14 protein-coding genes are annotated in these 12,059 nt (G+C 72.7%); 8 read left to right on the plus strand and 6 right to left on the minus strand.

Annotation, left to right across the window (positions count from 1 at the left end; genetic code table 11):
• Positions 1 to 72 precede the first annotated feature (72 nt).
• The gene (locus tag JQC91_RS13660) at positions 73 to 1,080 is read left to right on the plus strand and encodes an ester cyclase (RefSeq protein ID WP_203287619.1); all 1,008 of its coding nucleotides are present in this window, start codon (positions 73 to 75) and stop codon (positions 1,078 to 1,080) included.
• On the opposite strand, the gene JQC91_RS13665 is transcribed toward JQC91_RS13660, so the two are convergent.
• Entirely contained in the window at positions 1,077 to 1,655 is a 579-nt protein-coding gene (locus JQC91_RS13665) for an exopolysaccharide biosynthesis protein (protein ID WP_203287620.1), read from the minus strand. The genes JQC91_RS13660 and JQC91_RS13665 overlap by 4 nt on opposite strands.
• Before the next feature lie 120 nt (positions 1,656 to 1,775).
• Between JQC91_RS13665 and JQC91_RS13670 the strand changes: the two genes are divergently transcribed.
• The 7 genes from JQC91_RS13670 to JQC91_RS13700 all read left to right on the plus strand — a co-directional run bounded on the left by JQC91_RS13670 (position 1,776) and on the right by JQC91_RS13700 (position 8,884).
• Positions 1,776 to 2,531, plus strand: coding sequence for an SDR family oxidoreductase (locus JQC91_RS13670; protein WP_203287621.1), 756 nt, complete (start codon positions 1,776 to 1,778; stop codon positions 2,529 to 2,531).
• Positions 2,516 to 3,526: a LacI family DNA-binding transcriptional regulator gene (locus tag JQC91_RS13675; protein WP_203287622.1), complete on the plus strand. Its 1,011-nt coding sequence runs from the start codon at positions 2,516 to 2,518 to the stop codon at positions 3,524 to 3,526. The genes JQC91_RS13670 and JQC91_RS13675 overlap by 16 nt, the downstream gene beginning before the upstream one ends.
• Complete coding sequence (locus JQC91_RS13680) at positions 3,523 to 4,491, plus strand: ester cyclase (protein WP_203287623.1); 969 nt, start codon at positions 3,523 to 3,525, stop codon at positions 4,489 to 4,491. Before JQC91_RS13675 ends, JQC91_RS13680 begins: the two co-directional genes overlap by 4 nt.
• Positions 4,492 to 4,653: 162 nt before the next feature.
• A complete protein-coding gene (locus tag JQC91_RS13685) occupies positions 4,654 to 5,301 on the plus strand; it encodes a DUF2268 domain-containing putative Zn-dependent protease (protein ID WP_203287625.1) in 648 nt (215 codons plus the stop codon).
• A 160-nt stretch (positions 5,302 to 5,461) separates the two neighbouring features.
• The gene (locus JQC91_RS13690; RefSeq protein WP_203287627.1) at positions 5,462 to 6,436 is read left to right on the plus strand and encodes a cupin domain-containing protein; all 975 of its coding nucleotides are present in this window, start codon (positions 5,462 to 5,464) and stop codon (positions 6,434 to 6,436) included.
• A 66-nt stretch (positions 6,437 to 6,502) separates the two neighbouring features.
• On the plus strand, positions 6,503 to 7,702 hold the full coding sequence (locus JQC91_RS13695; protein WP_275297019.1) for an FAD-dependent monooxygenase: 1,200 nt from the start codon (positions 6,503 to 6,505) through the stop codon (positions 7,700 to 7,702).
• A 60-nt stretch (positions 7,703 to 7,762) separates the two neighbouring features.
• On the plus strand, positions 7,763 to 8,884 hold the full coding sequence (locus JQC91_RS13700; RefSeq protein WP_203287631.1) for a cobalamin-independent methionine synthase II family protein: 1,122 nt from the start codon (positions 7,763 to 7,765) through the stop codon (positions 8,882 to 8,884).
• Here JQC91_RS13700 and JQC91_RS13705 read toward each other — a convergent pair.
• From JQC91_RS13705 to JQC91_RS13725, 5 genes are all read right to left on the minus strand, one after another.
• Positions 8,836 to 9,054, minus strand: a complete 219-nt coding sequence (locus JQC91_RS13705; protein WP_203287633.1) for a hypothetical protein — start codon at positions 9,052 to 9,054, stop codon at positions 8,836 to 8,838. The two genes, JQC91_RS13700 and JQC91_RS13705, sit on opposite strands and share 49 nt — an antisense overlap.
• 62 nt (positions 9,055 to 9,116) lie before the next feature.
• Positions 9,117 to 9,320, minus strand: coding sequence for a hypothetical protein (locus JQC91_RS13710; RefSeq protein WP_203287635.1), 204 nt, complete (start codon positions 9,318 to 9,320; stop codon positions 9,117 to 9,119).
• Positions 9,321 to 9,363: 43 nt separating this feature from the next.
• Positions 9,364 to 10,473, minus strand: a complete 1,110-nt coding sequence (locus tag JQC91_RS13715) for a pyridoxal phosphate-dependent aminotransferase (protein ID WP_203287637.1) — start codon at positions 10,471 to 10,473, stop codon at positions 9,364 to 9,366.
• A gap of 60 nt (positions 10,474 to 10,533) precedes the next feature.
• Positions 10,534 to 11,463 carry a glyoxylate/hydroxypyruvate reductase A gene (locus JQC91_RS13720; RefSeq protein ID WP_203287639.1) on the minus strand — a complete coding sequence of 310 codons (930 nt, stop codon included), beginning with the start codon at positions 11,461 to 11,463 and terminating at the stop codon, positions 10,534 to 10,536.
• A complete protein-coding gene (locus JQC91_RS13725) occupies positions 11,460 to 11,873 on the minus strand; it encodes a VOC family protein (RefSeq protein ID WP_203287641.1) in 414 nt (137 codons plus the stop codon). Before JQC91_RS13725 ends, JQC91_RS13720 begins: the two co-directional genes overlap by 4 nt.
• Positions 11,874 to 12,059: the final 186 nt, after the last annotated feature.

A 12,059-nucleotide genomic window follows, 5' to 3' on the forward strand; every position in this document is an offset into this window, starting at 1 on the left:
CGGGGGGCCCCCCGGCGGGGGGCTCCGCCCCCCGCACCCCCCGGGATATTTCCGGCAAGAGGAAGGGGCGGGATGCTCGACAACTTCCGCGAGGCGCTCTGGCGCGGCGAGTTCGATGCGGCGCGCGGGGCCTTCGTCGCGGCGCACGCGGCGGATGCCACAATGCACCTGATGACCCCCTTGGGCACGGTCGGTGGCCCCGAGGCGGCGTGGGAGGCGGCGTGGGCGCCGCTGGTCGCCGCGTGGCCCGATCTGGAGCGGCGGGACACGATCGTGCTGCGCGGGACCGCGCCGTCGGGGGACTGGGTGGGCTGCTCCGGCACCTATGTCGGCACGTGGCGGCACCCGTTCCTCGGCATCCCCGCGACGGGGCATCTGGCGCATCTGCGCTTCGCGGAGTTCTTCCGTCTGGAGGACGGGCGGGTCGTGGAGGCGCATGTCCTGTGGGACCTGCCGGAGGCGATGATGCAGGCGGGCGTCTGGCCGATGGGGCCGTCCTTGGGCCGCGAGTGGGCGGTGCCCGCGCCCGCGACGCAGGACGGGCTGGGGCCGCATGGCGACGGGGCGGCGGCGCTGGCGGTCGTGCGGTCGATGCTCGACGGGTTGCAGAAGCACGACAGCGAGGGGCCGGACGCGATGGGCCTCGCGGATCACTGGCACCCGCACCTCACGTGGATGGGGCCGTCGGGGATCGGCACGGCGCGGGGGATCGAGGGGTTCCGGCGCTGGCACCAGATCCCGTTCCTCGACGCGCTGCCCGACCGGGTGGGCGGCAACGGGCGGGGCGCGATGTTCGCGGCGGGGGACTACGTCGCCTATACCGGCTGGCCGGGGATGGAGATGACGGTCACGGGGGACGGCTGGCTGGGGATCGTGCCGTCCGGTCGGCGGATCACGATGCGGTCCTTGGACTTTTGGCGGGTGGAGCGCGGGCTGATCCGCGAGAACTGGGTGCTGATCGACCTGATCCACGTGTGGGACCAGCTGGGCGTCGACGTGTTCGCGCGGATGCGGCAGCTCGCCTCGGCGCGGGGCGTCGTGGCGGGCGGGTCGCCGGTGTTCCCCTACTCGGAGCGCTAGCGCAGCACGAAGGCCCAGAACGCCACGCCCAAGGCGGCGAGGGACAGCGTCCACGCCAGTGCCATCAGCCGCCCGTCGCCCGTCAGCAGGCCCAGCCCGAACATCGCGATGGTGGCCATGGGGATGGTCGAGGCGAAGGGCACGATTTCGAGGAAGGGCACCGTCAGGCACAGCACGATGACCATCAGGGCCGCCGCCTGCTGCATCGGCGGCTTGGTCAGCGCGACGAGGTGGCGCCCGAGGTGGCGGTCCATCCAGTCGGTCAGGGGGCGCAGCTTCTCGGCGGCGGCCTCGACCTTGTCCTCGTGGATCGTGCGGCGGGCGAGGAAGCCGGGGAGCCACAGGTCCTCGCGTCCGATGGCGATCTGGACGGCCATGAGCGCGATGAACAGCGCCAGCGCGGTGGGCAGGCCGGGGATGCCGCCGATGGGCGTGATCTCGAGGAGGGCGGGCACCGCGATGAACGCGCCGATGGAGCGCCGGTCGAAATGATCGACGATGGTCGAGACGGCGACCGGGTCGCCCTCGCGCGCCGCCGCGCACAGCCCCTCCACGATGTCGCCCGCCTTCGCCATGCCGTCCCCCGTCGCGTGTCGCACCTGAACGCCCGTCCCGCGCTTCGGTTCACGCGGGGCCTTGCGGCGGCGGCGGCGGAGGTGTTGCATAGGTATGCAATCCTTCGCCGGAGTCCCCTGATGCAATTGCCCCGCACGCCCTCGTTCCGCCTCGACGGGCGCCGTGCCCTCGTGCCGGGCGGCACGCGGGGGCTGGGCCTCGGCTGCGCGGTCGCCTTGGCGGAGGCGGGGGCGGAGGTGACCGTCTGCGCGCGCTCGGGCGATCAGGTGGAGGCGGCGGTGGCCGCGATGCGGGACGCGGGGCTGGAGGCCGAGGGGGGCGTGCTCGACGTCTCGGACCTCGACGCGGTGGACGCCTTCCTCGCCGCGCGCGCCCCGTTCGAGGTGCTGTGCAACTCGGCGGGGATCGCGCGGCACGGGCCCGCGTCGGAGGCGCGGCCGGAGGATTTCGACGCGGTGGTCGGGGTGAACCTGCGGGCGGCCTACTTCCTCGCGCAGAAGGTGGCGGCGGGGATGACGGGCGGCGGGTCCATCGTCCAGATCAGCAGCCAGATGGGCCATGTCGGCGGGATCGACCGCAGCGTCTACTGCGCGACGAAGCACGGCGTGGAGGGCATGACCAAGGCGATGGCGATCGAGTGGGGACCGCGGAGCATCCGGGTCAACACGGTCTGCCCGACCTTCGTGCGCACGCCGCTGACGCAACCCACCTTCGACGACCCGGAGCGGCGGGCGTGGATCGAGGAGAAGATCAAGCTGCCCCGCGTGGGCGAGGTGGAGGACGTGATGGGCGCGGTGGTGTTCCTCGCCTCCGACGCCGCGGCGCTGGTCACGGGGACGTCGATCCTCGTGGACGGCGGATGGACCGCCGGGTGAGGCGGGCCACCGCCCTCGACGTCGCGCGCGCGGCGGGCGTGAGCCAGTCGGCGGTCAGCCGGGTGTTCGGCGACGGCTCGGCCTCCAAGGCGATGACGGAACGGGTGCGCGCGGCCGCCGACGCGCTGGGCTACCGGCCCGACGCGATGGCGCGGGGCCTCATCACGGGGCGGTCGCGGATCGTGGGGCTGGTGGTCGCGCATCTGGAGAACCCGTTCTTCGCCACGGCGATCGAGCGGCTGTCGCGCGCGCTGCAGGCGATGGACCACCACCTGATGGTGTTCACCACCGGCAACCGCGCGGGGCCGGACCACGACGCCGCGATCCGCTCGATGATGGACTACCGGATCGACGCGCTGGTGGCGGCGTCGGTGAACCTGTCGGGCGACCTCGTGGCGCGGTGCGAGGCGATGGGCGTGCCCGTGGTGCTGTTTAACCGGGCGACGGACGGGGCGCTGCCCGCGGTGACGTCGGACAACCTCGGCGGCGCGGCGGCGGTGGCGGACCTGCTCGTGGGGACGGGCCACCGGCGGATCGCGCACGTCGCGGGCTGGCGCGGCTCGTCCACGGGGCGGGAGCGGGCCGACGGGTTCCGCGAGGCCTTGGAGGCGGCGGGCGTGGGCCTGCACGCGGAGGTGGCGGGCGACTACGACCGCGCCACGGCTGCGGCGGCGGCGCGCGCGCTGATGGAGGGGGCGGACCCGCCCGACGCGATCTTCGCGGGCAACGACCACATGGCGCTCGCCGTGCTGGACGAGCTGCGGCACGTCATGGGGCTGGGCGTGCCCGAGGACGTTTCGGTGGTGGGCTTCGACGACGTGGCGATGGCGGCGTGGCCCGCCTACCGGCTGACGACCGTGCGGCAGGACGTGGACGCGATGGTCGCGGCCTGCGTCGAGGGGGTGATGGCGCGGATCGCGGGGCGGCGGATGGCGCCGCGCACCTGCGTGCCCGCCCCGCTGGTGATCCGGGATACCGTGAGGGGGACGGCATGAAGGGCTTCTCGAACCGCTGGAAGGACTTTCCCGACTACATCATCGGGATCACCAAGGAGATCTGGGAGGATCGCGGCGTCTCGACGCTGCACGACTACTACGCGCCGGACATCGTGGTCCGCTCGCCCGCCTCGGTGGTGGTCGGCAACGCGGACGTGATCGGCGCGACCATGGCGACCTTGGCCGAGTTCCCGGACCGGAGGCTGCTGGGCGAGGACGTGATCTGGTCGGGCAGCGCGGATGCGGGGATGCTGTCGTCGCATCGGCTGCTCTCGACGGCGACCCATGCGGGTGACGGGGTCTACGGCCGGGCCACGGGGCGCAAGCTGCGCTACCGCATCCTCGCGGACTGCCACGCGCGCGACAACCGGATCGACGACGAGTGGCTGATCCGCGACCAAGGCGCGATCGTGCGCCAGATGGGCACCACGCCCGAGGCCTTCGCCGCCGACCTGATCGCCAAGGAGGGCGGGCCGGAGCGCTGCGTCAAGCCGCTCACCCCCGAGACCGACCGGCCCGGCCCGTATGCCGGCACCGGCAACGACGACCCCTTGGGCCACCGGCTGCGCGAGGTGATCGAGCGGATCATGTCCGCCGACCTGCGCGTCATCCCCGAGGCCTACGACCGCGCCGCGCAACTGGAGTATCCGGGCGGCGTCACGGGGCACAGCCACGGGGACGCGGACCGCTTCTGGATGTCGCTACGGGCGGCCTTCCCCCGGGCGGAGTTCGAGATTCACCACGTCATCGGACGTGACGATCCCTTCATGCCGCCCCGCGCGGCGGTGCGCTGGTCGCTCTGGGGGCGCCACGACGGGTGGGGCGGGTTCGGGGTGCCCACCGGCGCGATGGTCTACGTGCTCGGGATCACCCATGCGGAGTTCGGCCCGTGGGGCCTGCGGCGGGAGTGGACGCTGTTCGACGAGACGGCGGTCTGGAAGCAGATCCATCTGGGTTCGCGGTGACGCGCAACCTCCTGCAACGAGGACGAGAAGGCGAAAAGACCATCCTCAATGCAACCGAGTCGGGAGTCGCGGCGTTGATGAAAAGACAATCACCCCCCCTCGACCCGCCGACGCGTCAGACCCGCCGGCACCCCGGGTCCGGGAGCGGCGGAGGACGCGAGAATGACCATCCGAACCCACATCCTCGATGCGGGCGGCCTGTTCGGTCGTCGGCTCCCGAAGGTGAACAGAACGGTGGACGCGGCAGTCACCTACGTCTGCAAGCGATCCCGGCTGACCAACGTCGACCTCGTGGTCCAGCCGACGGACTTCGGGCGCGACCGGATGGCCGTCGACGCCTTCTGCATGAGCGGGCACAGCGTACACGTGGGGATCGAGCGCGAGGCGCTGACCTCCGACGACTGGGAGGACGACCTCTACCGCGCGGTGGTGCACGAGCTGCACCACGCGCTCCGCTGGCGGCACGTCCGGCGCTGGACGGTGGGCGAGGCCTTGGTGCTGGAAGGGCTCGCGCTGCTGGCCGACCAAGCCGCCGCGGGGCCGCAGGACGTCACGCAGCGCCCGATGGAGGACTACGACGGCGCGCTGGACTACATCCACGTGCATCGCGACGCGCCGATCCACGGGCACCAGCGCTGGCTCTACTCACCCGAGCCCGAGCAGCCGGGCGCGGGGCACCGGATCTACACCGCCGGCCACCACCTGATGCGCGCGGCGCTGCGGGACCTGCACATCACGCCGTGGACGGCCGCCCGGCGCACGGGCTCGGAACTGCTGGACGCGGGCCTGTCGCGGCTGCGTCCGACCTGACCGCACGGCCGGGCGCGCCGCGCCCTACGCACGACGCCTCTCGACGCGCCGCAGGCCGTCCCCGCCCGCGCGGGGGCGCGCCAGCGGCGCGTCCGCCGTCGCGACCGGGGGCGACCCCGCGGCCCGTCCATTCCCCTGCCGACCCCCAAGGAGCGATCCCATGAGCCTCGACCAGACCTCCGCCGCGACCGTCCAGACCGTGCGCTACGGCGAACTCCAGCCCTGCAAGACGGCGTTCATCGACGCGCACACGCCCGGATCGGACCGCAAGGAGAACTTCACGATCATCGGCGGCGGCGTCAGCGAGTCGCCCGACCAGCACGTCCACATCACGACGCCGCACGGCTTCAACATCGGCGCGGCGGGCCAGCCGCCGCATTGCCGCAACTCGCTCCACTCCCACCGCACGGCGGAGGTGTTCTTCGTGCTGTCGGGGCGGTGGCGCTTCTTCTGGGGCCGCTGGGGCGACGCGGGCGAGGTGGTGCTGGAGAAGGGGGACATCATCAACATCCCCACCGGCATCTTCCGCGGGTTCGAGAACGTCGGCACCGACTACGGGATGATCATGGCGATCCTCGGCGGCGACGACGCGGGCGGCGGCGTGATCTGGGCGCCGCAGGTGATCGAGGAGGCGGGGGCGCATGGCCTGGTCCTCGCCGAGACGGGCAAGCTCTACGACACGAAGAAGGGGCAGGCGCTGCCGGAGGGCGTCTCGCCGATGGCGACGCTCACCGAGGAACAGCTGAAGGACTATCCCGAGCCCACGACCCGCGACGTGCTGCCCCGCCACGTGGCGCGCTACCTCGACCTCGTGGCCTTGGCGGACCGGACGCCCGTGCAGGTGATCGGGGAGCACGGCGTGCTGCCGGACAAGCCGGGCTTCGAGGTGGCGCTGCTGACGCGGGGCTCGTCCACCGGCGAGAGGCACAGCCACGACCGCCCGTCGGTGCTCATGCCCGTGACCGGGCACTGGAGGGTCGAGTGGGACGGCGGGTCCGACATCCTCGCGCCGGGCGACACGATGTCGGTGCCGGCGGGCCTGTCGCATGCGGCTTGGCCGTCGATGGAGGGTGACGCCGCGCTCTACCATGTCGTCGGGACGGACGATCCGGCCGGGGCGACGTGGACGGGGTAGGGAACACACCCGCCCCGGTCGGGGGTTAGGGCGGAACACCGCACCCGATCCCGAGGAGGCCCGCCGATGCGCGCCCTTATCGCCGGTGCCGGAGTCTCCGGCCCCATGACCGCCTATTGGCTTGCCAAGCACGGCTGGGACGTCGTCGTCATCGAGCGTGCGGAGCAGCTCCGGCTCGGCGGGCAGAACATCGACATCACCGACGCCGCCCGCGAGGTCGTCCGGATGATGGGGATCGAGGACACGATCCGCGCGCACCACACGGGCGAGAAGGGGGTGGCGTTCGTCGATGCGGAGGGGCGCGTCACCGCGCGGTTCCCGGTCGAGGAGAAGGGCTCGCTGACCCGGGAGATCGAGATCCTCCGCGGCGACCTCGTGAAGATCATCGTCGATGCGAACCCCGAGTCGGTCGAATACCGATACGGACGCAGCATCGACGCCCTCGGCAGGCGGGACGACGGCGTGACCGTCACGTTCGACGACGGGGCGACCGAGGACTTCGACGTGGTGATCGCCGCCGACGGCATGAACTCCCGCACGCGGGAGCTGGTGATCGGGCCGGACGCGCGGCCGCGCGACTATCTCGGCTGCTGGTCCTCCTACTTCACCCTGCCGCGCCGCGAGGGCGACGACGACTGGTGGCGCTGGTACACCTCGGCCAACGGGATCGTCGCCTTCCTCCGCCCGGACAACGAGGGGACGATGCGGTCCAGCGTCAACTTCCTGTCGGACGACGACCACCCGCCGCACATGTCGCTCGACGAGAAGCGCAAGCGGCTTCAGGATCGCCTGCGGGGCTCGGGTTGGGAATGCGACCGCATCGCCGACGACCTCGAGGGGGTCGACGACATCTACCTGGGTCCCCTCCATCAGATAAAGGCCGACCGCTGGTCGGACGGGCGCTGCGTGCTCGCGGGGGACGCGGCCCATTGCCCGACGCCCTACACCGGAATGGGCACGACCTTGGCGATCATCGGCGCCTACGTGCTCGCCGGAGAGCTCGCGACCCATGACCGCCCCGAGGACGCCTTCGCCGCCTACGAGCGCCGGTTCCGCGACTTCGCGGAAACCAACCAGAAGCTGCCGCCCGGCGTGCCGGACATCGCCTACGCCCAGTCGGAGATGAAGCGCCGCCTCATCAACCTCGGGGCGAAGGTCGCGGCATCGTCGCCGGTCCAGTCGGTCGCGTCGTTCTTCGACGGCGGCAAGAGGTCCGAGCAGGTCACGTTCGACCTGCCCGACTACGGGGGCCGGAAGGCGGCCTGACCTCCGTTGCGTCATCCGCGGCCGCGTGGCACCCCCTCACGACCCCGTGAGGAGACCCCCATGCCCATCCGCACCACCCATGCCGGCTCGCTTCCCCGCTCGCAGGAGGTGGTCGACCTGATCTTCGCGCGCGAGCGAGGCGAGCCCTACGACGCGGCCGCGTTCGAGGCCGTCATGGCCCGCAACGTGGACGAGGCCGTGCGGCGGCAGGTGGAGGCGGGGGTCACCGTCGTCTCGGACGGCGAGACGTCCAAGATCAGCTACGCGACCTACGTGAAGGACCGCTACACCGGCTTCGACGGGGACTCACCGCGCAACGCGCCCGCCGACCTCAAGCGCTTCCCCACCTTCCTCAAGCGGCTGGCCGAGGGGGGCGGGACGCCGACCTACGCGCGGCCCATGTGCGTGGGGCCGGTGAAATCGAAGGGGACGACCGACCTCGCCGACGACATCCGGCACCTGAAGGAAGCGATGGCGGCGCACGGCGCGGCGGAGGGGTTCATGAACGCCGCCTCGCCGGGGGTCATCTCGCTCTTCCTGCAGAACGACCACTACGCCAGCCGCGAGGAATACCTCGCCGCCCTCGCGGACGCGATGGCCGAGGAGTACCGGACGATCGTGGACGCGGGCCTCTACCTGCAGCTCGACTGCCCCGACCTCGCGCTGTCGCGGCACATGCTCTTCAACGACCTGTCCGACGCCGAGTTCGTGAAGATCGCCGAGACGCACGTGGAGGCCCTGAACGGCGCGCTCGCGGGGATCGACCCGTCCCGCGTGCGCGTCCACATCTGCTGGGGCAACTACGAGGGGCCGCATGTCTGCGACATCGCGATGGACACGGTCTTCTCGACCTTCCTCAAGGTCGGCGCAGACCAGTTGCTGTTCGAGACGTCGAACCCCCGCCACGCGCACGAGTGGCGCGTCTGGACGGACCGTGCGAACGAGGTGCCGGACTCGAAGATCCTCGTGCCCGGCGTGGTCGACACGACCACCAACTTCGTGGAGCATCCGCAGGTCGTGGCCGACCGGCTGGAGCGGTTCACGCGGGCCTACGGCACGGAACGGGTGATCGCGGGCAGCGACTGCGGCTTCGGCACCTTCGCGGGGTTCGGGGCCGTGGACCCCGAGATCGCCTACGCCAAGCTGGAGTCGCTGTCGGAGGGCGCGTCGCTCGTGCGCTGACGCCACGCGAGCGCGGCCACGGCGGCGAAGGCGGGGAGGGCGAGCGCGGCCGGCCCGAGCGGCCCCCACGCGAGCACCGTCACGAGCAGCGCGACCACCGCGAGGAACACGCCGGTGTCGCTGGCCTGACGGGGGGGACGGGCGCTGCGGCGGATGGTTCGGCTGGGCATCGGCGATCTCCTCGTGTGCGCTGCGGACGGAGACGAAACGACGCCGGGACTCCCCGGTTCCCTCAATCGTCCGCGCGGGCGCGCACGGCTTGCCACCGGGTCAGCGCCGCGTGGAGGCCGGTGCAGATCAGCAGCGCGACTGGATAGCCCCAGAGGCCCCAGATCGTGATGAGGCTCATGAACAGCAGCAGGTACGCCATGCACAGGAAGGCGGCGGTGTAGTCCTCGGCGATGCCGGGATGGGCGCGGCGGTGGGGGTCGTGCATGGGCGGGCCTCCGAACGTCAGGCTAGGGCAACCGCCCCGCATGTCACCCCGTTCCCGCCTCCGCTGCGGCGATCGCCTCGGGAAGCGTGGCGGCGAGGACGTCCATCTCCGCCGCAGGCCCGCAGGAGACGCGAATGCAGCGGTCGAGCGGCGCGACGCCGGGCATCCGCGCGAACACGCCGCGCGCTGCCAAGGCGGCGAGCAGGGCGCGCGCGAACGCGCCGTCCCGACCCGTGTCGAGGGCGACGAAGTTGGTGGCGGAGGGCAGGGGCGTCAGGCCACCGTCGCGCGCGATGGCCCCGATGCGGTCGCGCGACGCGGCGACCCGCGCGCGGACGTCGTCCAGCCACCCCACCGCCCGCAGCGCGGCGAGCGCCCCCGCCTGCGCCACCCGGCCCAAGCCGAAGTGGTTCCGGACCTTGTCGAAGGCGGCGATCAGGTCCGGATGCCCGAGGGCGTAGCCCACCCGCAGCCCCGCCAGCCCATGCGCCTTGCTGAACGTCCGCATCCGGATCACGCGCGGGTCGGTCGGGTCGAGCGGCGGCAGCGCCCCGTCCGGGGCGAGGTCGGCATAGGCCTCGTCCAGCACGAGGGTCGCGCCCTCGGGCACCCGCTCGATCATGCGCTGCACGGTCGCCGCGTCGTGCCACGTGCCCATCGGGTTGTCGGGGTTGGACAGGTAGATCAGCCGGGCGCCGACCTCCGCCGCCGCGGCCAGCAGGGCGTCGGGATCCTCGTGGTCGCCCGCGTAGGGCACGGCGCGGAGCGCGCCCCCGTGGCCCGCGACGTGGTAGCCGAAGGTCGGATAGGCCCCCGCGCTGGTCACGACCGGGACGCCCTCCGAGACCGTGAGCCGCACGAGATCCCCCAAGAGGCCGTCGATCCCCTCGCCGAGGCGGACGTGCGACGCGTCGATCCCGTGCTGCGCGGCGATCGCTTGGCGCAGCTCGTGGGCCTCGGGGTCGCCGTACATCCATGCCTCCCCGGCGGCGGCGCGCATCGCGGCGAGCGCCTCCGGCGCGGGGCCGAACCCGGATTCGTTCGCGCCGAGCCGGGCGGCGAAGGGGCGACCGAGCGCGCGCTCCTGCGCCTCCGGCCCGACGAAGGGGACGGTGGAGGGCAGCGAGGCGGCGAGCGGCGTGAGGCGGGTCATGGGACGCGGTTACCCCCTGCCTCCGCGTTCGACAATCGAAGGTCTCGCGCGGGGCGCGCGCTACCGGTCCACCACCCCGATCAGCGCCTCGCCGCGCAGCCCGCGCGCCACGTTCTCCGCCACCGCCCGGCTCGCCGTCCCCACCCGCGTCGCGGAGGCGACGTGGGGCGTGACCGTCACGCGGGGATGCGCCCAGAACGGGTGGTCCTCGGGCAGCGGCTCGATCCGGAAGACGTCCAGCGTCGCGTGGCCGACCCGTCCGGCGTCCAAGGCCGCCAGCAGCGCGTCGTCGTCGATCACCGGCCCCCGCGCGGCGTTCACGATCACCGCGCCCCTCGGAAGCCAGCCCAGCGTCTCGGCGTCGAGCAGGTCCTCGGTCTCGGCCGTATGCGGGACAAGGGCCACGACGACCTGCGCCCGCGAGAGCGCGTCCCGCAGGCCGTCGCGCCCCGTCACGGAGCGCACGCCCGCCACGTCCTTCGGCGCGCGCGACCATCCCGTCACGGGGAAGCCAAGCTGCGCCAGCATCGACGCACAGGCGGACCCGAGCGTCCCCATCCCGAGGACCGCCACGGGCCGGTCCTTGGCCAAGGGTGGCGCGGTGTCGTCCCAGACGCGATCGGGGTTCGCGATGTGGGCGTCCATGCCGAGGTGGTGGCGCAGCACGTGGCCGGTCACCCACTCCACCATGCCCTGCGTCAGCCCCTCCTCGACCATCTTGCACAGCGGGATCCGCAGCGTCGGGTTGTGCTCCACCGCCTCGACCCCGGCCCACAGGTTCAGCACCGCGCGGGCGCGGTCGTAGGGCGCGAAGTCCTGCAGCTCGGAGTTCGGCGCGTAGACGATCCAGTCGATCCCCGCCGGATCGTGCGGCTCCCACAGCAGCGCGACCTCGGCCTCCACCCCCGCCGCGGCGAGGGCGGCGGGCAGGTGGCGGTCGTAGCCCTTCTCCCAGTCCTTCGGCTTCCCCGCGAACAGCACCGTGGTCATGTCGCGAAGGCCGAGCCGGCGGGATCGCGCATCCCCTTGACCTCGATCGGGTTCCCGAACGGGTCGAGCAGGAACATCGTCGCCTGCTCCCCCGGCTCGCCCTCGAAGCGGATCGTGGGCGCGATGACGAAGTCGGTGCCCGCCGCCTCCAGCCGGTCGGCGAGGAGGCGCCATTCCGACAGGCCGAGCAGCACGCCGAAATGGGGCATCGGCACCATATGGTCGCCGACCCGGCCGGTGGGCCGGTGGGCGAAGGGCTCGCCCAGGTGGAGGCTGATCTGGTGGCCGAAGAAGTCGAAATCGACCCACGTGTCCGTCGAGCGGCCCTCGCGGCAGCCCAGCAGGTCCCCGTAGAACCGCCGCGCGCCGTCGAGGTCGCCGACGTTGAAGGCGAGATGGAAGATGCTCATGGCGCGGGCCTGCCACGGGGCGCCCGTCCTGTCCAATGACGGCGCGTGATGGCGGGGCGGGCGATCCGCGATGCGCCCCCGCGCGACCGCGGCGCCTCAATTCGCGGCGGTCGCGGCCCGGGCCCGCCCATCTCCCTGCCGCCCCCTTCCCCCGCCGCGCCCCGCCTGCCTATACCGCCCCCGAGG

The organism is Jannaschia sp. Os4, assembly GCF_016820245.1.
GTDB lineage: Bacteria > Pseudomonadota > Alphaproteobacteria > Rhodobacterales > Rhodobacteraceae > Jannaschia.

Excerpts from the sequence above, each read along its gene's own strand:
- JQC91_RS13660 (WP_203287619.1), top strand. The coding sequence starts at position 73 with ATGCTCGACAACTTCCGCGAGGCGCTCTGGCGCGGCGAGTTCGATGCG.
- JQC91_RS13665 (WP_203287620.1), bottom strand. The coding sequence starts at position 1,655 with ATGGCGAAGGCGGGCGACATCGTGGAGGGGCTGTGCGCGGCGGCGCGC.
- JQC91_RS13670 (WP_203287621.1), top strand. The coding sequence starts at position 1,776 with ATGCAATTGCCCCGCACGCCCTCGTTCCGCCTCGACGGGCGCCGTGCC.
- JQC91_RS13675 (WP_203287622.1), top strand. The coding sequence starts at position 2,516 with ATGGACCGCCGGGTGAGGCGGGCCACCGCCCTCGACGTCGCGCGCGCG.
- JQC91_RS13680 (WP_203287623.1), top strand. The coding sequence starts at position 3,523 with ATGAAGGGCTTCTCGAACCGCTGGAAGGACTTTCCCGACTACATCATC.
- JQC91_RS13685 (WP_203287625.1), top strand. The coding sequence starts at position 4,654 with ATGACCATCCGAACCCACATCCTCGATGCGGGCGGCCTGTTCGGTCGT.
- JQC91_RS13690 (WP_203287627.1), top strand. The coding sequence starts at position 5,462 with ATGAGCCTCGACCAGACCTCCGCCGCGACCGTCCAGACCGTGCGCTAC.
- JQC91_RS13695 (WP_275297019.1), top strand. The coding sequence starts at position 6,503 with ATGCGCGCCCTTATCGCCGGTGCCGGAGTCTCCGGCCCCATGACCGCC.
- JQC91_RS13700 (WP_203287631.1), top strand. The coding sequence starts at position 7,763 with ATGCCCATCCGCACCACCCATGCCGGCTCGCTTCCCCGCTCGCAGGAG.
- JQC91_RS13705 (WP_203287633.1), bottom strand. The coding sequence starts at position 9,054 with ATGCCCAGCCGAACCATCCGCCGCAGCGCCCGTCCCCCCCGTCAGGCC.
- JQC91_RS13710 (WP_203287635.1), bottom strand. The coding sequence starts at position 9,320 with ATGCACGACCCCCACCGCCGCGCCCATCCCGGCATCGCCGAGGACTAC.
- JQC91_RS13715 (WP_203287637.1), bottom strand. The coding sequence starts at position 10,473 with ATGACCCGCCTCACGCCGCTCGCCGCCTCGCTGCCCTCCACCGTCCCC.
- JQC91_RS13720 (WP_203287639.1), bottom strand. The coding sequence starts at position 11,463 with ATGACCACGGTGCTGTTCGCGGGGAAGCCGAAGGACTGGGAGAAGGGC.
- JQC91_RS13725 (WP_203287641.1), bottom strand. The coding sequence starts at position 11,873 with ATGAGCATCTTCCATCTCGCCTTCAACGTCGGCGACCTCGACGGCGCG.